Annotated in this window: 20 protein-coding genes; 5 read left to right on the plus strand and 15 right to left on the minus strand. The window is 65.1% G+C overall.

Annotated elements, in window-relative coordinates; translation table 11 throughout:
• From repC to repA, 3 genes are all read right to left on the minus strand, one after another.
• A partial coding sequence (gene repC / locus C5689_RS16955) for a plasmid replication protein RepC (RefSeq protein WP_108918425.1) occupies positions 1-1,293 on the minus strand: 1,293 nt, incomplete at its 3' end.
• Between the two features lie 169 nt (positions 1,294-1,462).
• Positions 1,463-2,479 (minus strand): plasmid partitioning protein RepB, encoded by a 1,017-nt coding sequence (gene repB / locus C5689_RS16960; protein ID WP_167398741.1) that lies wholly within the window; start codon positions 2,477-2,479, stop codon positions 1,463-1,465.
• Positions 2,476-3,603, minus strand: a complete 1,128-nt coding sequence (gene repA / locus C5689_RS16965) for a plasmid partitioning protein RepA (RefSeq protein WP_244594770.1) — start codon at positions 3,601-3,603, stop codon at positions 2,476-2,478. The genes repB and repA overlap by 4 nt, the downstream gene beginning before the upstream one ends.
• Before the next feature lie 394 nt (positions 3,604-3,997).
• Between repA and C5689_RS16970 the strand changes: the two genes are divergently transcribed.
• A complete protein-coding gene (locus C5689_RS16970) occupies positions 3,998-5,716 on the plus strand; it encodes a DEAD/DEAH box helicase (RefSeq protein ID WP_108918427.1) in 1,719 nt (572 codons plus the stop codon).
• A gap of 60 nt (positions 5,717-5,776) precedes the next feature.
• Here the strand turns inward: C5689_RS16970 and C5689_RS16975 are convergent, their stop codons facing one another.
• The 3 genes from C5689_RS16975 to C5689_RS16985 form a co-directional block, all read right to left on the minus strand.
• The gene (locus C5689_RS16975; protein WP_108918447.1) at positions 5,777-6,232 is read right to left on the minus strand and encodes a YaiI/YqxD family protein; all 456 of its coding nucleotides are present in this window, start codon (positions 6,230-6,232) and stop codon (positions 5,777-5,779) included.
• Between the two features lie 145 nt (positions 6,233-6,377).
• The gene (locus C5689_RS16980; RefSeq protein WP_108918448.1) at positions 6,378-6,806 is read right to left on the minus strand and encodes a DoxX family protein; all 429 of its coding nucleotides are present in this window, start codon (positions 6,804-6,806) and stop codon (positions 6,378-6,380) included.
• Between the two features lie 61 nt (positions 6,807-6,867).
• Complete coding sequence (locus C5689_RS16985; protein WP_108918428.1) at positions 6,868-7,566, minus strand: pirin family protein; 699 nt, start codon at positions 7,564-7,566, stop codon at positions 6,868-6,870.
• 114 nt (positions 7,567-7,680) lie between these two features.
• On the opposite strand from C5689_RS16985, the gene C5689_RS16990 reads away from it, so the two are divergent.
• Positions 7,681-8,610, plus strand: coding sequence for a LysR family transcriptional regulator (locus C5689_RS16990; RefSeq protein ID WP_108918429.1), 930 nt, complete (start codon positions 7,681-7,683; stop codon positions 8,608-8,610).
• Between the two features lie 38 nt (positions 8,611-8,648).
• Here the strand turns inward: C5689_RS16990 and C5689_RS16995 are convergent, their stop codons facing one another.
• Complete coding sequence (locus C5689_RS16995; RefSeq protein ID WP_108918430.1) at positions 8,649-9,797, minus strand: alpha/beta hydrolase family protein; 1,149 nt, start codon at positions 9,795-9,797, stop codon at positions 8,649-8,651.
• A 198-nt stretch (positions 9,798-9,995) separates the two neighbouring features.
• Here C5689_RS16995 and C5689_RS18905 point away from each other — a divergent pair, with 198 nt between their 5' ends.
• Positions 9,996-12,425, plus strand: coding sequence for an APC family permease (locus tag C5689_RS18905; RefSeq protein ID WP_244594765.1), 2,430 nt, complete (start codon positions 9,996-9,998; stop codon positions 12,423-12,425).
• A gap of 82 nt (positions 12,426-12,507) precedes the next feature.
• Here C5689_RS18905 and C5689_RS17010 read toward each other — a convergent pair whose 3' ends face one another.
• The 8 genes from C5689_RS17010 to C5689_RS17040 all read right to left on the minus strand — a co-directional run bounded on the left by C5689_RS17010 (position 12,508) and on the right by C5689_RS17040 (position 16,948).
• Positions 12,508-12,813 carry a hypothetical protein gene (locus C5689_RS17010; protein ID WP_108918431.1) on the minus strand — a complete coding sequence of 102 codons (306 nt, stop codon included), beginning with the start codon at positions 12,811-12,813 and terminating at the stop codon, positions 12,508-12,510.
• A 55-nt stretch (positions 12,814-12,868) separates the two neighbouring features.
• A complete protein-coding gene (locus C5689_RS17015) occupies positions 12,869-13,333 on the minus strand; it encodes a hypothetical protein (RefSeq protein WP_108918432.1) in 465 nt (154 codons plus the stop codon).
• Between the two features lie 164 nt (positions 13,334-13,497).
• The gene (locus C5689_RS17020) at positions 13,498-13,818 is read right to left on the minus strand and encodes a type II toxin-antitoxin system RelE/ParE family toxin (protein WP_108918433.1); all 321 of its coding nucleotides are present in this window, start codon (positions 13,816-13,818) and stop codon (positions 13,498-13,500) included.
• The gene (locus C5689_RS17025) at positions 13,805-14,050 is read right to left on the minus strand and encodes a type II toxin-antitoxin system ParD family antitoxin (RefSeq protein ID WP_108918434.1); all 246 of its coding nucleotides are present in this window, start codon (positions 14,048-14,050) and stop codon (positions 13,805-13,807) included. Before C5689_RS17025 ends, C5689_RS17020 begins: the two co-directional genes overlap by 14 nt.
• A 195-nt stretch (positions 14,051-14,245) precedes the next feature.
• Positions 14,246-14,671 carry a thiol-disulfide oxidoreductase DCC family protein gene (locus C5689_RS18910; protein WP_244594766.1) on the minus strand — a complete coding sequence of 142 codons (426 nt, stop codon included), beginning with the start codon at positions 14,669-14,671 and terminating at the stop codon, positions 14,246-14,248.
• Complete coding sequence (locus C5689_RS18915) at positions 14,652-15,209, minus strand: DUF4166 domain-containing protein (RefSeq protein ID WP_244594767.1); 558 nt, start codon at positions 15,207-15,209, stop codon at positions 14,652-14,654. The genes C5689_RS18910 and C5689_RS18915 overlap by 20 nt, the downstream gene beginning before the upstream one ends.
• A gap of 15 nt (positions 15,210-15,224) precedes the next feature.
• Positions 15,225-15,695, minus strand: coding sequence for a DUF2269 family protein (locus tag C5689_RS17035; protein ID WP_108918435.1), 471 nt, complete (start codon positions 15,693-15,695; stop codon positions 15,225-15,227).
• Positions 15,696-15,697: 2 nt separating this feature from the next.
• Positions 15,698-16,948 carry an NAD(P)H-binding protein gene (locus tag C5689_RS17040; protein WP_108918436.1) on the minus strand — a complete coding sequence of 417 codons (1,251 nt, stop codon included), beginning with the start codon at positions 16,946-16,948 and terminating at the stop codon, positions 15,698-15,700.
• Positions 16,949-17,118: 170 nt separating this feature from the next.
• Between C5689_RS17040 and C5689_RS17045 the strand changes: the two genes are divergently transcribed.
• Both C5689_RS17045 and C5689_RS17050 read left to right on the plus strand, forming a co-directional pair.
• Positions 17,119-18,843: a sensor histidine kinase gene (locus C5689_RS17045; protein WP_108918437.1), complete on the plus strand. Its 1,725-nt coding sequence runs from the start codon at positions 17,119-17,121 to the stop codon at positions 18,841-18,843.
• Complete coding sequence (locus C5689_RS17050; protein WP_108918438.1) at positions 18,840-20,183, plus strand: sigma-54-dependent transcriptional regulator; 1,344 nt, start codon at positions 18,840-18,842, stop codon at positions 20,181-20,183. The genes C5689_RS17045 and C5689_RS17050 overlap by 4 nt, the downstream gene beginning before the upstream one ends.
• Positions 20,184-20,394: the final 211 nt, after the last annotated feature.

The raw sequence follows: 20,394 nt of genomic DNA on the forward strand, positions 1-20,394 counted from the left end.
GCCGCGCAACAGCGCCATCAGCACAGGCCCGAGCGAGAACTCCCCTGCCCTCGCCTTTTCGGTCAGCGCGCGGAGATAACCGCCAGCGCTTTTGATTTCCTCACCGCGTTGCAGGATCGCGGCGATGACGATCGCGGCGTCATGCTCGCCCAAGACGTCCAAGGCCTGCGACCAGGCGTCTGGCGAAACGCCGAGCGCCGAGCGCACGATCGCCGCCGCAGCAGCCAAGTCTCGCCACGATGAAATCTCGCCACTCGGGCCGTAATCGACGATGTCTGGACAGGCCTCCAGCACCATACCGAGCGGATAGGCTCGAAGTGGTAGCTTGGGATCGAAAACCCGAGAGCGATCCGAGGATACTTTCGGCTTTCGCTCAATCGGCCCCCTGCCCTGTTCGAGATTTGGCTGAGGTGGATCGGCCCTGCTTTCTTGAAGGCAAGGATCAATATCAGAATAGTTTGCGGTTTGATTCTGTATGTGACGCTCAGATTGAGACTCATTGCCGCTCATATTTTGAGCTTTTATGTGCGTTTCCAGCGTCTTGTGGATTTCGGCCGCCAACGCGGCGAGCTCCCGGGCCAAAGCCTCGAGATCGGCGCGCGAAAGCCCGCGCCCATGGCGCCCCGAGAGCGTCGCATACTGTTGGCGCGCGCATTCCCAGTCGCCCGAAACGCCCTCCTCCAATCCGGTCTCGATCATTTTGGCGATGTCGCGCCGGGCGAGGGTGATCTTTTCGCGCAGCAGCGCGATCGCGCGATTCTCGGCCCGCACCTCCTCGGCGAGATTCTCGATTTCTTCAGCTCGCGCGACGAGCGGCGCGAGATCGAAGCCGAAAGCGTCTTCTATGGCTCCCCCCTGCCCTTTTCGAGCGAAGCGCTTGCCGTTCGGCGAGTCGCGGCGGATGATCAACCCGGCGTCGACCAAGCAGGCGAGATGTCGCCGCAGAGTCGCCGGCGCCATGCCATGGGCGCGGATCGACAGTTCCTTATTGGAAGGAAAGACGACGATGCCGCCGGCGGCTCCGGCCACCGGCTCGCACTGCGCGTCATTCCCTGGCAATGAGAGCGCTGTCTCCTGGTGAAAGCTCAGCAGCGCGTGCAATACGGATAGCGCGCGCTCGGTGACGCCGAGCGGCTCTTTGGCTTCGGTGAGCGCCCGAAACAATCGCCATTTATGGACGACGGTCTCGGATGCGCCCGGCTTGGCGACGAAATTTTCGGTCGCGGTCTGGCTCGCCACCATGGCGAGCGACAGCGGCCGCCGCCCAAAGGGCGTCGTTGGACGTGTCTGCATGATCCTTTGCCTCATTCGGGCAAAAGAAATCCGCTCGCCAAAACGGCGCCGACTCTTGACAGAGATTCGCGGAAGTGTGATTCTCTCAGTCGCAACACATCGAGAAGGGCTTCCGGGGCGGGATCGTTTCGGGGGCCTTTTTCTTTTGCTGGTCTCCTCTCGCCGACTCTCACGCGCCTTTCGATACGCCGTCGCCGGCGTCGAAAGATCGATACTCCTCGAACAGCTCGGGCAGGCGAGCGGCGAGGAATTGCGCGAATGCGCTTCCATCCGCTTTCGCCAGCGTCACTCTGACATCGCGCTCGGAGGCGCGAATTTCGGCCACCGATCGGCCCGCGGCGTCTTTGATCTCTATGATCGGCCGGGCGGGGCGCTGCTCGGCCTCGGTCCGCTTCGCCGCGGCGACGGCTCGCGCAAAACGCGCATCGCCGTCGAGCGAGGAGAAGGCGGGGAGGGCGGCAGCCGCCCGCACGCGCTTCAGCGCGCCGCCATCGCGCAAAAGCTCGGCGAATTCCTGCCAGCGGCCACGACCGATCTTCGGCGCCTTTCCGATGGCCCGCACGATATCCTCGGGCACCGCCTTCGCGACCGATATCAGCTTGGAGGCCTCGGCCCTGTCGATGGCTAGCGCCTGCTGAACGACCGAACGGGCGCGTCCGGCGCTCTCCAGCCGCCAAGCGAACACCGCGCGCTCGATGAAGCTCAAATCCTCGCGGGCTGAATTTTCGACGCCTTGCGCGATGATGAGGTCATCATCGCCCAGCGTGCGAACGATGGCGCGCGCCGGACGGCCGAGCTGGAGCGCGGCGCGAATGCGGCGATGGCCGAAGGCCGTCTGATAGCGGCCGGGCAGCGTGGGGCTGACGCGCAGCAGGACGGGGATTTCCTGCCCACGATCGGCGATCGATTGCTTCAACGCCTCGAAGGAAGCGTCGTCCTCTTGCGGAAACCGATCCGCGAAAGGGGAGGGGTCGATCAGCCCGGGATCGATTTCGATCACCTGTTCGCCGGCGGCGATGCGGGCCCGCAGGGCCTCGTTTTCCCGCTCTATGTCGGAGAAAGTGTCCTTCATCGAGCGCACCGCCCCGGCCGCGACGCGGCGCGGCTCCGGATTGTTGTCTGCGGACAACATCGGCGCGGGGGGCTGCGTGAAGAGGGAGCGGATCGTATCCGAGCGCTTGCTCATCGCCGCCAGACCTTTTCCATGAGGCCGAGGATTTCACGATTGACGCCGTTGACCGATTCGAGCCCGCGCTCGAAAGCGGCGCGGCCGACCGAGCCTCTTTCGAGCTCGTAGAGCGATTGCTTGGTGAGGCCGGCATTGGCGACGGCTGTCGACTTCCACACCGTCGCGCCCAGCACGTCATCGCCGAAGAGATTGCGCAGCAAAGCGACGATCTGCGTTTCCGGCACGTCATTGGGGTCGTGCCGGGTCACGACATAGCGGATGAAATCGTAATCGAGCCGGCCGCCCGCCTCCTCTATGACCGTCATGACGTCCGAGGTCATGAGCAGAAATTGATTCATGGAGGCCACATCGACCATCTGCGGATGAATGGTCACGAGCATGGCTGTGGCCGCATTCAGCGCGCCCATTGTGAGATAGCCGAGCTGTGGCGGGCAATCGATCACGACGACGTCGAACTCGTCGGCGACCTCGGCGATCGCTCCGCCGACGCGCCGAAAGAAGAGATCGCCGCCACGCAACGATCGTTCCGCCATGGCGCGCGGCGTGTGATGCTCGAACTCCATGAGCTCGAGATTGCCTGGGACGAGCGAGACGCCGGCGAAATAGGTAGGCAGCACCACCTCCCGCATCGGCCGGCGCGCCTCGTCATAGCGAATCGCGCCATAGAGCGTTTCGCCCTCGCCGATGTCGAACTCCGGCTGATAGCCGAACATGGCCGAGAGCGAGGCCTGCGGATCGAGGTCTATGGCCAGCACCCGATAGCCCTGGAGCGCGAGAAACTGGGCGAGATAGAGGGAGGTCGTGGTCTTGGCCGACCCGCCCTTGAAATTGGCGACTGCAATGACCTGCAGCTTGTCGCCGGTGCGCCGATGCGGCAGAAAGCCGAGCGCTTCCTTCGGCCGCGCGCCGGCCAGATAGACACGCAGCTCGCCGATCTGCGCGGGCGTGTAGGATCGGCGCCCGCCGCCCGTCACCGCGGGCGCCGGACCGAGACCGTCGAGCGACAATTGCCTGAGATAGCCGTCCGACACGCCGAGAAAGCGCGCCACCTCCCCAGAGGAGAAGGAGCGCAGGGTCTTTCGAGCCGCTGGCGGAAACAGCGTGGCGCTCAACGCCTGCATCTGCCCCGACAAGACTTTCGCATGGCGGGTCATTCGCTGCAGCGCGCTTTCCGGCGCCGAATAGGGCAGGGCGTCCAAGTTGCTCGTCACAGAAAACGGTTCCTGAGCGTTAAACGGCTAATTTCCGTCTGTGACTAGAGGCCGATTCTCGATTCTTTGCAAGTCGTATTGGGTTAATCGATTCCTAACGGAGAGCCCCGTCGACGGCTCCCACGCGTGGAAAGAGCGCTTCGCCGTCGCCGCCGGCGCGGCGATGGCTCGGCGCCGTGTGGCGCCTGCGCCGGAAATGACGTAGTGTGCGATTTCCTTCTGCGGCGCAATCGGCTCCTGTGAGCCCCAAACGAGCGCGCAGCGAAGCTCGCCGCCCAGCGCCCCCACCCAAGGCAAATCACTCGTGACCTTTCTGAACGCCCGTCCCGCGCTCGCCAAAGCCTTGGCCGAGCGCAACTACGCTTCGCCGACGCCCGTGCAGGCGGCGGTCTTGTCCGACGAAGCGCAGGGCGGGGACATTCTCGTTTCCGCTCAGACGGGATCTGGCAAAACCGTCGCCTATGGCCTAGCGATCGCTTCCACGCTTCTCGACGACGCCGACAGTCTGCCAGCGGCCGGAGCGCCGCTCGCGCTCGTCGTCACGCCGACGCGCGAGCTCGCGTTGCAGGTCGAACGCGAGCTCGGATGGCTCTATGAGCACGCCTCGGCCCGGATCGTCGCCTGCGTCGGCGGAATGGACGCGCGCCTCGAACGCCGCAAATTGTCCGAGGGCGCGCATATCGTCGTCGGCACGCCCGGGCGCGTGCGCGATCACATCGAGCGCGGCGGGTTGGACACGGCGCGCATCGCCGCGGTGGTTCTCGACGAAGCCGATGAGATGCTCGATCTGGGCTTTCGGGAGGATTTGGAATTCATTCTCGAGGCGACGCCGCAGGAGCGGCGAACGCTGCTGTTCTCGGCCACGATGCCGAAAGGCATAGCCGCTCTGGCCAAGCGCTATCAGCGCGACGCGCGGCGGATCGACGTCGCCCGTGGCGAACGCGGTCACGGCGACATCGACTATCGCGCCGTTCGCGTCGCCCCTAAGGATGTGGAATTCGCGACCGTCAATCTTCTTCGCTATTTCGAGGCGCCGACGGCTATCGTGTTCTGCAACACGCGCGAAGCCGTCCGCCATCTGCACGCGATTTTGCTCGAGCGCGGATTTGCGGCCGCGCTCTTGTCGGGCGAGCTCAGCCAGCATGAGCGCAATCATTCCATGCAGGCGCTGCGCGACGGGCGGGCCCGCGTCTGCATCGCGACGGATGTCGCCGCCCGCGGCATCGATCTTCCCAATCTCGACCTCGTCATTCACGTCGACCTTCCGCATGACGCCGAAGCTCTGCAGCATCGCAGCGGCCGGACGGGCCGCGCCGGCCGCAAGGGCGTGAGCGCGCTGCTCGTTCCGCCGGCGCGGCGCCATCGCGCCGAACGGCTGCTTCGCGACGCCGGCGTTCAGTGCAGCTGGAGCGGGCCGCCTTCCGCCGAAGAGATTCGCGCGCTCGATCAGAAGCGGATGATGCGCGATCCGCTGCTGCTGGAGCCGCCGACGCAAGAGGATTTCGAAGCGGCGAAGCGGCTTCTCGCCGAGCGAACGCCCGAGCAGCTCGGCGCAATGCTCGTCCGCCTCTACCAGACGCGGCTTCCCGCGATCGAAACCGTCGTCGATCCCGGGCAGGAACCCCAGCGTCGGGAGGCGCATGAGCCGAGAGCGTCGAGCCAAAAGCCCGGCAAGGACCCCCGTCCGACCCGCCTGCCAGGCGCAGCCGCATGGTTCCGGCTGGACCTCGGCCGCAAGAAGAACGCCGATCCGAAATGGCTGCTTCCGATGCTCTGCCGGAAAGGGAACGTCACGAGACACGACATCGGCGCGATCGTCATTTTAGAGCATGAAACCAGAGTCGAAATCGCCGAGCCGGTCGCGGCGCAATTCATCGTCAACATGCGCCGGCCGGGCGGCGACAATATTCGCGTGGAACAGTTGAACGACTCGTCCGAGCCGAAGCGCGCCAAGCCGCCGAAGAGAGGCGCGGAGCCGAAGCGAAAGCAGAAGGCGAGGCCGTCCGAGAAGCCGAGGAGCTGAACCCTCTCGGAGCGCGGTCCTGCGGGAACGACGGCCCGCGTAGCGAAAGCGCCGATCGGCTCACCGCCCTCTTTGCTGTCGGGCGATGGCTCGATCCAACGCTTGAAGGAATTTCGACCGGTCAGCGGAGGAAAAGGGGGGCGGCCCGCCGGCGATCTCGCCCGTCGAGCGGATATGCTCCATGAGCGCGCGCTGCGCGAGCGCCAGACCGATCGAGTCCTTTGTAAAAGCGCGGCCATAGGGCGCGATCGGATGCGCGTCCTTCGCCAATATCCGAGCAGCCAGAGGAATATCGCTGGTGACGACGACATCTCCCGCGACGGCTTGCTCTGCGATCCAATCGTCGACGACGTCGGCTCCGGCGGCGACGATTATTCTGGTGATCAGCGGCGATCGCGGGATTTGCAAAAAACTGTTGGATACGACGAAAGTCTGCAAGCCGTAGCGTGAGGCGACTTTGTACGTTTCGTCTTTCACGGGGCACGCGTCGCCGTCGATGTAGATCTTGATCGTCATGGCGCCCCGACCTATCGATCGTCGCGGGCGGCTTTGCAAGCCGATGGGCGCCGAGGGACGCGCCGCCGCGAAAGCTTCGCCGGGCGCGCGAGGCGCGAGCGCTCCCACGCCCCGCGTCGTCTACTGGGAAAGCCGGATCATTGGCTCAGCTCGCGGATGTCTCGCGCGCTCGTTCCTCGGCGCGAGGGAGCCTGACGGCGAAAGCGCCGGGGCCGAGCAGAGCCTGCACGATCAAAAGCGCCGTCCACAGCGCCGGAAATTCCCATCCGCCCTTCGCATTCGAGAACAGCCAGCCATTCGGCAGATGCACGATCAGCGCGCCGATCATCACGGGAATGAGCGCGACGGAGACCAAGCGCGTGACAATGCCGAAGATCAATGCGAGGCCCCCGCCGATCTCCGCGGCCACGACGACATCGGCGAGCAGCGGCGGATAGCCGAGCGACTCGAAGAATTTCGCAGTCCCGGGCAAGGTGAACACGAAAACTTTGAGCAGCCCATGCGCGAGAAACAGCGCGCCGAGGCTCACACGCAGCAGCAGAGCGGCGTAATCCGCGTTACGAACTTTGGTCATTGTCTCGATCCTTTTTTTCATGATTTGAATGGCGGCCGGCGCGCCGGCGCCGGCCCTGGGCTCACGCGGCGTCGACGAGAACGAGCTCGCTGTCCTCGAGCGCTGTGACGCGCAGGATTTCGACATCGCTGATGGCGGCGCCGTCGCGGGCGTTCACGCGCACATCGTCGATCCGCACGGCGCCGGTCGCCGGCACGAGATAGGCTTTGCGCTCGCGGCCGAGCGTATATTCCACCGTCTCGCCGGCCATGAGCGTCGCGCCGAGGACGCGCGCATCGGTGCGGATCGGCAGCGCATCGCCGTCAGTGTCGAAGCCGGAAGCCAGCGTGACGAAACGGCCCGAGCGCGCGCCCTTGGGGAAGGGGCGGGAGCCCCAGCCGGGTGCGCCGCCGCGCGTCGTCGGCAGGATCCAGATCTGAAAGATCCGGGTCGGCTCACTCTCGAAATTATATTCGGAATGCGCGATCCCGGAGCCTGCGCTCATCACTTGCACGTCGCCGGCCGCGGTGCGGCCCTTGTTGCCCAGGCTGTCCTGATGCGTGATCGCGCCCTCGCGGACATAAGTGACGATCTCCATGTCGCGATGCGGATGCGTCGGAAAGCCGGAATGCGGGGCGATCGTGTCGTCGTTCCAGACGCGCAGATTGCCCCAATGCATTCGTTCGGGGTCGTGATAGCCGGCGAATGAGAAATGATGCTTGGCGTCGAGCCAGCCGTGATCGGCGCCGCCGAGACGGCCGAAAGGTCTCAGTTCGATCATTTTTCAATCTCCTGTCGCGTGATCGGTCGCGGTCCGATGGAGACGGATTTAGGGGTTGCGCACCTTTCTGTTCAGTCAGATAATTTTGTCTGAACTGTTCGAGAAAGTTGAAAAGTGAGCGATCCAAGGACGCCCAGCCTCGACCAGCTGACCATTTTCCTGGCCATTGTCGACGCCGGCAGCTTCGCCGGCGCGGCGAGGCGGCTGAACCGCGCCGTGTCGGTGATCAGCTATGGCGTCGCCAATCTCGAGGCGCAGCTCGGTATAGAATTGTTCGCGCGCGAGGGAACGCGCAAGCCGCGGCTCACCGTGGCCGGCCGCACGCTGCTGGCGGAGGCGCGGGCGATCTCGCGCGGCGTCGAGGATTTGCGCGCCAAGGTCAAAGGCCTGCTCGAAGGGCTGGAGGCGGAGGTCGATCTCGCCGTCGATGTGATGCTGCCGACGGAGCGGGTAGGGGCCGTGCTGCGGGATTTCGCGCAGCAATTCCCGACGGTGCAGCTGCGGCTGCATATGGAGGCGCTCGGCGCGGTCACGGCGATGGTGCAGGGCGGCGCGGCGATGATCGGCGTGTCGGGCCCGCTCGCGCTCGGCGTCGAGGGGATAGAGAGCATAGCGGCGGGATCGGCGACGCTGATCCCGGTGGCGGCTCCCGACCATCCTCTGGGGCGCATGGCCCGCATCCCACCCGGCGCCGCGCGCGAACATACGCAGCTCGTGCTCACGGATCGCTCGCGCTTCACCGAGGGGCGCGATTTCTCGGTGATCAGCCCGCGCACCTGGCGGCTCGCCGATCTCGGCGCCAAGCACGCTCTGCTGCGCGAAGGCGTCGGCTGGGGCAACATGCCCTTGCACATGGTCGCGAGCGATCTGGCGGCGGGCGCGCTGGCGCGGCTCGCAATGCCGGACCATTCGGGCGACCACTATCGCTTTTCGTGCATTTGGCGGCGGGAGGCTCCGCCTGGGCCGGCCGCCTCCTGGCTCGTCGACCGCTTCGTCGCGCTCGGCGCGGCGGATGCGCCGGTCGAAGGGGCGAGCGACGTTTGATTCTCGAAATCGAACCTAGCTTGGACGTCGTGAGCGGCCTATCGGCCGTTCGGCTGCGGCTCCTCGTCTTCGGCCGTCGCTGATCGGCGGTCGCCATCCGGCGGGCCGCTCCAGGCGGCGACGGCGACATCGCGGCGGACCACATCGGGCATATGCGCCAGGAGATCGCGTATCGGCTCCCGGGTCCAGGCCTTCGTCACATAATCGCGATGCGAATAGGCGTCGCCCGTGTGGAGAAAAGTGACGCCGCGTCCGATGCGCTCGGCGTCGGAGCCGAAAGCGACGCCGCGCGCGGCGAGCATTTGCCGCAATCGGGCGTTCTGGCCCGCGGTGGAGCCCGTGCTCGCGCTGACGAAGAACCCCGATCGCTTCTCGATCCAGCGCGCGAAGACGTCCAGCTCGCCATAGGCGGCGTCGAGCAGAGCGACGCCGCGCAGGCGCGAATCGCCTTCCATATCTCGAATGCTATAGGCGGCCGGCAGAAAGCCCCCGCTATAGGCGACGAGCGTGATCGGCATAGCGCGGAACGAGGGCTCGGCCGCAGGATCGCCATAAGCCCGCGCCAAATGGAGCGCCGCCTCGTCGAGGAAGCGCCGGAAGCTGCCACGCTCCCAGAAATGGCCGGCGCTGCCGTCGCGGGCGTCGACGGCGAATTGCGGGGCGATCAGAACCGCGTTGGCGCCGGAGGCGGAAATCTGCTCGGGCACGAGCTGGCGGTCGCGCACGTCGCGGGCGAGCGTCGCCCCGAAGCCATGGAAGAAGACCACGATCGTCGCCGGTCGGGCGGGATCGAAGTCGCGCGGAATGTGAAGCAGCACGCGCCGATCGCCGAATGTCTCGTCCGCCCACAGCACGCCGCCATTGCGGGCGCGATGGCCCCTGCGGCCGCCGACGGCGACATCGAGAAACGCACGCTTGCCCGGCGCGGCGCCATCGAAGGGGAAGGGCGCGGAATCGAAAGCGACGAGCTCGGTCACGCCATCGGCGTGAAGACTCTTCGTCTCCTCCGCCGCGGACCGCTTCTCTTCGGCTTCGACAGAGATCGGCGTGGCGGCGCCGCCGGACGCCATGCCCGAGGTCACGGCGCAACCGATCGTCAGCGCGAGCGCGACGATAATGGCCGCGTTGCGCGAGTGGCGCGCGCTCGAAGGCGTCGCCCGACGAGTCTCGTCTCGATCCGGGTTCAAAGCTCTCAAAATCCTCGGCGTATAGGCCTGCGCCGCTCCGCGACGCTCGCTCCCGATGGCGGCCGCACGACTAAAGATGCAGCTTTGCGCGCAAGCGAGAATTAACGGCGACGGGATGTCGACCGTGGTCGATTTGTCACGCGCGAATATGTCTTTTTTTCGAGAGGCGATTTCGCTTTCGCGGATTGGATATTTGCAATGACGAAAGACATCGCGGCCGGCGGCGGCGCCAAACGCGTGGCGTTGAGCGCCGCAGCCATGCTCGTCGTCGCCGACATGATCGGCGTCGGCGTCTTCACGAGCCTCGGCTTTCAGGTGAAGGAGCTGGGCTCGCCCGTCGCCATTCTCGCCTTATGGCTCGCAGGCGGCGTGATCGCGATCTGTGGCGCCTTCTGCTATGCGGAGCTCGCCGCCATGTTTCCGCGATCGAGCGGCGAATACAATTTCCTCACGCGCGCTTTCAATCCGACCGCGGGCTTCGTCGCCGGATGGTTGTCCGCGACAGTCGGCTTCGCCGCGCCCGTCGCGCTCACGGCGATGGCCTTCGGACAATATGCGCAGCCTCTGGCCTATGGCGCTTCGCCGACGCTGCTCGGACTCGGCGCGCTCTGGATCGTCACCATCTTTCATCTCTCGGGCGTCCGTCGAGGCGGCGCGTTTCAAATCGCCACGACGGGATTGAAAATCGCCTTGATCCTGGCCTTCATCCTCGCAGGATTTTGGACCGACGGCATGGGACGCCTGGCCGAGGCTCCGCGTCTCGACGATCTCGACCGGATTATGAGCGCGCCTTTCGCCATAGGACTCGTCTTCGTGGCCTATTCCTATTCGGGCTGGAACGCCGCGACCTATATCGCGAGCGAGATTCGCGACCCACAGCGCAATCTCCCCAAGGCTCTGTTCATCGGAACCGGCGTCGTCACGCTTCTCTATCTCGGCCTCAATGCGGCCTTCCTCAATTCGGCGCCGCTCGCGGAGCTCTCCGGCCGCGTCGATGTCGCGCAAGTCGCGGCGAACCATATCTTCGCCGCGCAGGGCGGCCAGATCGTCGGCGGGCTGATCTCGCTCGGCCTCGTCTCCTCCATCAGCGCGATGATGTGGATCGGTCCGCGCGTCGCCATGGTGATGGGCGAGGACATGCCGCTTCTGCGCGTCTTCGCCGTGCGCTCGGCGGATGGCGCGCCGCGCGCCGCGATCCTGCTTCAGCTCGCTGTCGCGAGCCTGCTGCTGGCGACGCAGAGCTTCGAATCGGCGCTCGCTTTCATCCAATTCAGCCTCACGGCTTGCTCGTTTCTCACTGTGCTCGGCATGGTCAAGCTGCGCTTCACCAATCCCGAGACGCCGCGGCCCTATCGGGCGTGGGGCTACCCCATCACGCCCATCATCTTTCTCACGGCGACGCTCTACATGATGTATTTTCAGCTCACCACTCAACCCGCGCAATCACTGTCCGGCCTTCTCGTGATGCTCTGCGGCCTGCTGTTCTATGCTGCGAACTCCTCGCGGCGCGCGACGAGGATCGGCGTCTGGGCCGTTCTCATCGCCTGCATCATCGTCATCGCGGCGCCCCGCGCGCGCGCGGCGAGCGCAAACGACAATGCGCGCATTCTCGCCGGCCTGCCGGTCGCCTCCGATTCGCCGCTCGCGCCGCTCACGAGTCAGGCCGGATGGAAGGCGCATTCACACGGCTTCGATGCGGCGTTCAAGCGCGTCGAAGATCGCCAGCTGTCCAAAATTCGCGCTTGGTCCAAGGACAATGTGCCCGCGTCTCCAGTGCTGTTCTATATGTTCAGCGGACCCGACTTTCTCTACGCCAACAGCTTTTTTCCGGACGCCTCGACTTATGTTCTCGCCGGTCTCGAGCCGGTCGGCCAGATTCCCGATCTGGAGACGCTCCCGCGTAGCGGCGTCGACGGCGCGTTGCGCGCCTTGCACACATCGACGCAATCGGCGCTCAATCTGAGCTTCTTCATAACGAAGGACATGAAGCGGCAGTTGCGCGCGAGCCGTGTCGGCGGCGCCTTGCCGGTGCTCTACGTCTTTTTGGCGCGCGCGGGAAAGACGATCGAAAGCGCCGAGCTCGTCGGCCTCGACGACGCAGGCGAGCTCCATTCGGGAGAAGAGGCGAAAGGGCGCGTCGCGGGCGTCAAAATCGTCTTCTCCAATCCGGACGGCGCGCGCAAGACGCTCTATTTCTTCAGCGCCGACGTCTCCGACGCCAGCTTCGCGAAGCACGGGCTGCAGGCCTTTCTCGACAAGCAAGGAGCGGGCTCGGCTCTGCTGAAGAGCGCCTCCTATCTCTTGCACAGCGGCAATTTCTCGCAGGTGCGGGAGTTTTTGCTCACCCGCAGCGTCTCCATCGTCGAGGACGACAGCGGCATTCCCGTCGCGAGCTTCGGCCCCGACTGGCGGCTCGACGCCTATGGCCGCTACAGCGGGCCGATCGCCATTTTCTCGAAGAACTATCAAGCGCGGCTGGCCAGGCTGCACCAGACGCAAGGACATCGGCCGCTCCCGTTCGGGATCGGCTATCGTTGGCGCCAGTCGGACTCCAATCTCCTGCTGGCGATCAAGAAACGGAGCGAGAATTCGGAGACGAACGCGCAGAAGAAGGCTGCGACGCCGTGAAGCGCTGTTATCGAGACGGAGAGATCGCGAGGCCGAGCCGGACCCCGCGATCGCGCCTCGTCCGAGCGACCGGGGAAACCATTCATTCCACGGCCAAGCGCTCGGCGAGTTCCGTCACATCTTCCCAGCTCAAATGATGGACGCCATCGGCTGTTTCCACATGGACGCCGTCTTGCCGGACCGCGGCCGAGAATTCCTCATCGCCGCCGACCGGGCTCAAATAAACGATATCGTTCCGCCGCCAGTCATAGGCGATGGCCGTGAAAACGCGCGACAATGCACGGCCCTCTTCGAGCGTCAGATCGAAAAAGAGCTTCTCGCTCAGCATCATCCGCAGCATGTCGCCGAACATCCGGCGCGACACGCGTTTGACCAACGGATAATTCATTCGGCTTCGCTCGATAGGAAAAACCGGACGGCGCCTCGCCGCTCGTGGTTCGCCACTAGGCGATACGAACCTCTTCCGGCTTCGCGATGAACTCCAAGCGATCGGCTCGCTCGAAGTCCGCCGCCGCCGTCTCGAAGACGAAGCGGTTCGGATACCAGAAATTGCCGTAGGGCAGGAACAGGCTGCTCGAGGACAGGCTCGCCAATTGCTGTTCGCCCGCAAAGAGAAGGGCGTCGAAACCGACCCCGTTCGCCGGCGCCGCCGTATTGTCGCCGAACACCTCGAATTGGATGAAGAATTTCGCCGTGACGACCTCGCCCTCGGCCGTTTTGATCCCGATGACGCGAAGGTCCTGGAAGCGGCGACCGATCGCGCCATCGGCCAGAAGCTGCGGAAACTCGTGCGCGCGCCCCTTTTTCACCACTGTGGCGTCGCCCAATGGGACTCCCAAATCGCCCAATCCCGTGGGTTTCGCGGGCGCCAATGTCACGGTGGCGCGGGCTTCTCGCAATGACGGCAAGATCGGCTCCTTATCGCTTTCGACGTCGGAAACCCGACCAGAACGCCGGGCTCGGCCCCCGATACGCATATTGCGCGCCACTTCGGCGCTCACTCCCGGCGTGAAGCGGCTCAGACAGATCGGTCAGGAATTTATCGAACCTCGCGCGGCCGCCGCGACCCGCCTCACAGATCGGCCGCTTTCAGGATCGAGACCCAATCCTGCCGTCCGCCCAACAGGCGTATGATGGAAACATGATCTTCGGCTGCCTCGTATATGATCAGATGACTTTCATGAACATGGATGCGCACGGGCGGGTCGAACTCGCGATGCTCGCGCGCCAGCATCGGCATGGCGGCGATCAACTCGAAAATCCGCACCATTTCATCGATGTAGAGATCTGCTCGCTCGATGGACCATGATTCCGCAGAAAAACGCCATATCTCGTCGAGATCGGCCGAGGCGCGGGGAGAAAGACGATATCGACCTATTTCATCGGACGACATGCCGCTCTCTCATACGCAGCTTGAAGGCGGTTGCGTCGAAAGGTTGCGGCGGCCCACTCGCTATCCCCTCGGCGATAGCGGCCTGCAACGTCGCGATTGCTTCCTTCCGCGCTTGGTCCTTGCGGATCAGATCGCGGATATAGTCACTCGCATTTCCATAGGCGTCGCTTTCGGCCTGGCGCTCGACCCACGCCTTCATCGCCTCGGGCAGCGAAACATTCATCGTGGCCATTACACCTCTCCTTTTCAGGAAACCCTATGACGACGGTGATTTTTTGTCAATAAAGATGGCAAAGTTTGCTATCATGAATTCGGCGCGGGTCGACGCCGGGCGAAAAAGCGCCTTTTGCCGCCGGCCCCGCGGCACTGAGCGTTTCCAGCCGAAGTGGACACCGCTTCGGCGTTGGAAGCGCGTTAAAACAAAGGCCTAGAGCGTTCGACGGCACCCGCTGTCCGCACTCACGCGTCGGCGGTCCGCCTCGATGCTCTCGTCGGCGACCGGGCAGGCGGTTATTCGGCCGAACCAGCGATAGCGGTTGCACGCGACGAGGCGATAGAGCGCATCGGCGACGAAGCGCGGCATCAGGCGGGTAAGAGGGGCGGCGCGCGCCGGTCCGCGCAATTGCCGGGCGAGCGCGAGCAGCGCCTCGGAGTCTTTCATCAGCCGGCCATTCTCGATGAAGAGGAAGCTCTCGGGCGCATCCGGGTCGATATCGCCCTCTCGCGCCAAGGCGCGTCCCTCCTCGGATTGTATCGCGACGAAGCGGATCGACGGCGTGATCTCATGTGCGAGGACATAGCGAACAGTCCAGTCGCAGAGAGCGCAGACGCCATCATAGACGATTCGGCGCATCCTCCGGCGTCTCCGCCAGTGAGCCGCTGTAATGCACGACATGGCCGACGATCGGAAAGACGACATCTATGTCGAAGGCGAAGCGCTCGCCCTCCGCGCTCTCGAAACATTCGATCGTCGGCGTCGTCGCTCGCGGCAGCGGGATTTTCAGCAGGCGCCATTCGGCCAGCGACCAGCGCAGACCTGCGGGCGAGGCGGTGAGATCGAAATAGAGATCGAAAGGGACGAAATGCTCGATCAGGCGCCTGTCCGGCGCCGCCCGCATGACGCTCTCATAGCGCCGCCCGGCGAAATCGCGCCGCCAGAATTCCCGTTTTCCAGAGAGCGGCGTGAAGCGGACATGCGTCTCGACATTCTCGCCCGGCGCCGGAAGACCGGCGACAAAGGCGAGCAAAGCGGCTCCGAGGCCGTGGCCCTGCGCGGAAACATTCGCGCAGCCGCCGGTGAATATCTCGCGCTCGAGCGTGTGGAAGCGACGGACGGGCGCAGGCAGGAGATCGAAGCGCTCGGCGAGCAGGTCTTGGAACAGAGTGGTCATTTCTATCTCCATTTTTTAAAATTGCGGCTTTGCGACCATCAGCCAGAAGATCGCGATCATGGCGATGAAGGCAGGCCAGCCGAGTGCGAACCACCAGAGGAAATAGGTTCCATAGCTCGGCGGCAGCGGCGCGTCTTTCTCGAGACATTGTTCGGCGATGCGCGCAATGCGGATTTGCAGCCACACCACCGGCAGCCAGCAGGCGCCGACGAAGAAATAGAGCGCGATGGCCGCGAGCAGCCAGGGCGTATCGAGCGGCCAGCCTTGATCCAACGCCAGCAGCACGCCGGTGACGGGCTGCACGATGACGGCGGGCGTCGTGAACAGCCAATCGGCGAGCACGACATTTCTGTTGCCGATGACGATGGCGCGCAGATCGCCGCGCAAATTGCTCGCGAGGCCGTGAAAGGCCGTGCCGAGCCCCGTGCCGAACAGAATCGTCGAGCTGACGATATGAGCCGTCTTCAAAGTGAGAGGATCGAGCATGGTCAGGACTCCAATGCGATCATGACGAGGATCGCCGCGGCGATCGGCAGATTCTTGAGGAGCGGCGCGAAAGGATGCAGCCAATATTCGGGTGGCAGGCGCGTCGCGATGATGGTGAAGGCGAGCATTGTCGAAAGCTGCGCGGCGCCGACGAGGGCAGGGCGCCATCGCAGCAGCAACAGCACGCCGAGCAGGAGATCGACCGCCGCGCCGCCATAGAGCGCAAAGTCAGCGAGCGCGCCGTGAACGCCGATCTCCGCGAGCAGCGCATAGCTTTTCTCCTGCGGATAGAGTCCGAAGGAGAGAAGGCCTGTCGCGACCCACAACAGGCCGAGGCACCAGCGCAGCACGGGAGGCAGGAGAAACAGTCGCGCCGCCCGCCTGTCCACCTCGTACGCCGGCTCCAGCGCCAGAGCGTCGCGAATAGCGCGTGGCGGCCGGCCGAGCGCCGCAGTCATCGGCGTGCAATCGGCGACATTGCCGCGCGAGAGAAGCTTTATCACCTCGCGATTGAGCGGGCCGGTCGAGACGCGTCCGCCGATCGACGCGGCGAGCAGAAAGAGCCGATAGGGCACGTGAAAGAAGCGCGTCGGCTTCAGGCCGAGCCATTCGCGCAATAGCGCGAGCAGCGCATCCGTCGTCATCGGCTCCGGGCCGACGACATCGAGGCGTCGCGGCGAGGGGGCGCCTTCCGCGATGCGCGCCGCGACTTCGGCGAGATCGCCGACATGCACAGGCTGAAAGCGCCAAGCGCCATCGCCGAAGCTCGGCAGCCATGGCAATACGGCGGCGGCGAGCAGCCAGCGCGTGCTGGGGCCGCCGCGGCCGACGACGAGCGAGGGGCGCAATATGCGCCAATCGAGCCGCGCGCCTTCGGGATCGAGTGCCGCGAGCCGCTCTTCGGCGACCGCCTTGCTGCGCTGATAGAGCGTCTCGCCGTCGTTCTCGACGCCGAGCGCCGAGACATGGATGAGCCGCGCGACGTCAGCGGCGAGGCAGGCGCGAAACAGATTGCACGCGCCCTCCGCATGGACGGCCGCCATGCTGTTGGCGCCGTCGTCGCGAACGAGCCCGGCGCAATTGACGACGATCTCGAAGCTCGCGACCTTATCGCGAAGCCGCGCTTCGCTGTCGCGCGCGAGATCGACCTCGCGGCGTGAGGCCGCGACGACTTTATAGCCGCGGTCGCGCAGCCGGCCGGCGATATGCCGTCCGATGAATCCGCTGCCGCCGATGATGAGAATGCGGGCCAAAATCGGTCTCCTCGGCAATGGGGCGAAAGGGCTTCGCCTTCGGGAAGACCTATGGGCAAAGGTGGAGCCACTGAATAACTATCTGTTTTTATGTAATATGAATGGGGTTGCTATAAACGTTAGAGACAGATTTCATTGAATCGCCTATAAACTGAGGATACAGTCGGGCGATGACGCCGAGCCTGCTGTTCACCCTCTCCATCTCGACGACCTTCCTGTCGAGCGTCGCGCTTTCGGCGTTTCTCCTGGCTCGGGCCGGCGCGGCGCCGGGCGCGAAGCAGCTCGCCGCCTTCGTCGTGATCGTCGGGCTTTTCGCCCTCGGCCTGATCCTGCCAGAACGCATCGGCGCGGCTTCGATGGCGCTGGCTCCGCTCGGCTCGGCGCTCGCTGTCGATTTCGCGATCCGGCTGACGGGGCAGGGTGCGCGCTCGCTTCCGATCGTCCATGCGCTCGGCGCTGGCGCGACCCTATTGCTTTTCATCTTCGGCGCCGGCGCCTTTTTCGAAACACATGCTGGTCTGCGCGGTTTTCGCTATGAGGGCGCCGGCCTCTTCGGGGTCGCTGTCGCGATCGGCCTCGCCGCCTATGGCAATGGCCTGATGGCTTTCGCTCTGCGCCGCGCGGAGGGCAAGCGCCGACGCGAGATCGCGATCGTTCTCATCTCCTCGCTCGTCGGCCTGTCGACCGTCGTCTCCTTCGCGCCGCCACTGTTCGGCGTGGCTGTCGCGCCCTGGTCCATTCTCGCTCTGCCGATCTATCCGGCGCTGCTCGTCTACGGCATTCTGCGCTACGAGCTGATGGCCGCCAATGTCTGGGCGCGCCGCGCCGCCGCCTATGCGCTCGTGCTGCTGCTCGCCGCCGCCGTGGCCGGATTGCTCGCCGCGGCGCCTTTGAGCTTCGTCGCGCCGTCGATGGATTTCGCGTACCTATGGCTCGTCGTCGCTACGGCCATGGCGCTGGCCTTTGCTTTCGGCGAGCTCATTCGCCACGCGGCGGATCGGCTCGTCTATGCCGGCCCGGAAATTTCCGCCGAGATGATCGCGCTATGGCGCGCCGAGCTCGCCGGCGCGGATAGGCCGTCCGAGGCGATGGAGATCGCGCGCACGCATTTGCGCGCGGCGATGCGCCCCTTCGTCGATGTGACTCTTTCCGGCGAAGGGCCGGAGCCGGCGCTTCGCTGCGCCGATGACGGCGGCAAATGGGCGGCGCAGCTCACGGGTTTCGAGGAATCGCCGCCGGGCGCGCGCCGCCTCGCCATTGTCTACGCCGATGTTCTGATGCAGAGCCTCGACGACATCGACCGCCGAAGACGCCGCGCCGAGAGCGAGCGGCTCGCCGAGCTCGGATTGCTCGCCTCGACGATCGCGCATGATCTGCGCAATCCGCTCAACATCGTGAATATGGCGGCCGCCGCCGCGCCGGCGGAGACGCGCGCGGAAATCATAGAGCAGACGCGGCGCATGAATCGACTCGTCGCGGAATTGCTCGACTACGCCAAGCCCTGGAAGATCGAGCCCGTCGACATCGATCTCGCCGCGGCCTTCGGCGATGTCGAGACTCACATCGCGAGCGATGCGCATTTGCGCGCCGATCCGTTTCGCTTCGCCCAAGCGATGGACAATCTCATTGCCAATGCGCGCGCCGCCGGCGGCGGCATCGCCATTTTCGTCGAGGCGACGCGGGATGCGACGCTCATTCATGTCTGCGACGATGGTCCCGGCGTGCCCGATGAGATCAAAGACAGGCTGTTTCAGCCTTTTGTCTCGCGCTCCAGCGAAGGCACGGGGCTCGGCCTCGCCATTGTCGCCAAGATCATGGCGGCGCATGGCGGCTCCGTCGCGCTCGGCGCGCGCGAGGGCTTTTCCACCTGCGTCACTCTGAGGTTTCAAAGATGAGCGGCGAGACGATTCTCATCGTCGATGACGAGCCCGCTTTCGCGCGCGTCGCCGGCGCCTTTCTGACGCGCGAAGGCTATCATGTCGTGACGGCGAAGGATGCAGCTTCTGCGCGCGAAGTCTTCGCGCAGGCGCGGCCCGATCTCGTGCTTCTCGATCTCGTCATGCCTCCGGAGCGCACGCCCGAGGCGGGACTGTCGCTGCTGCCGGAGTTTTCGAGCGCCGTCACGGTCGTTCTGACGGCGCATAGCGAGCATGAGCTGGCGCTGCGCGCCGTCTCACTCGGCGCCTGGGATTTTCTCGCCAAGCCCGTGGAGCCGGAGCTGTTGCGCTTTTGCGTCGAGCGCGCGCTCGCCAAAGCGGCGCTGGAGCGCGAGATCGCGCGGCTGCGCGCGGAGAAGGCGGGCGCCTACGATGGTCTGATCGGCAATGGCCCCGCCATGGCGCATGTGAAGGACATGATCCGCCGTATCGGACCGGCAGAGCTTCCGGTGATGATCCTCGGCCCCACCGGCTCCGGCAAGGAGCTCGTCGCTCATGCGCTGCACAGAGCGAGCGCGCGTCGCGGGCCTTTCGTTTCCATTCATTGCGGCGCCATTCCCGCCGAGCTGATCGAGAGCGAATTGTTCGGCCATCTCAAAGGCGCCTTCACCGGCGCCCATGCCGATCGCCCCGGCCTCGTCGCGACGGCGCGCGGTGGCACGCTGTTTCTGGACGAGATCGGCGAGACGCCGCTTCCCTGCCAGGTGAAGCTGCTGCGTTTCCTGCAAGAGGGAACCTATACGCCCGTCGGCGGGCGCGAGGCGCGGCGCGCCGATGTCCGCATCGTCAGCGCGACGCATCGCGATCTGGAGGCGATGATCGCTTCGGGCGCCTTTCGCGAGGATCTCTATTACCGCCTGCGCGGCGTCGTCATTCGCACGCCGGCGCTGGACGAGCGGCGCGAAGATTTGGGCTTTCTCGCCGCGCATTTCCTCGCACAGGCGGCAAAGAAGCGCAAATTGCGGTTCTCGCAGGAGGCGCTCGCCTGGCTCGTCGCGCAGTCCTGGCCCGGCAATGTTCGCGAGTTGAAAGCGACGATCGAATGCGCCGCCGCACTCGCCGATCCGCAATCATCGACGATTTCCGCCGAGGATTTGACTTTCGCGCGCGGCGGCGGAGTTCTTCCCACCTCGGACGTGGTTGCGGAAACGCTTCCCGAGGCGCAGGAGAAATTGGAGCGCCGCATGATCGGCGCCGCGCTCGCCGCCACCGAGCACAATCACAGCGCCGCGGCCCGCCGTCTCGGCGTCTCCCGCGTCGGGCTGCTGAAGATGATGGCGAGGCTGGGGTTGCGATAGCCCAGCGTCATCTCACAGCGATGCCGTAGAACGCCGTAGACGGCGTCCGCAATGTGCGCGGCCCACTCAGGCGCGCCGTGGTCGGAACGCTTCTCGTCGACGAGCGGAATTCTGGCTGGTGTGGGAGGATGCCGCCCCTGGGTCGAGATATCCGGCGCTTGTTCGGGCCGAACCGACGCCGCGCGCCAAAGCGCGGCGTCCGAATGGCCGA

The organism is Methylosinus sporium (assembly GCF_003113265.1).
Lineage (GTDB): Bacteria > Pseudomonadota > Alphaproteobacteria > Rhizobiales > Beijerinckiaceae > Methylosinus > Methylosinus sporium.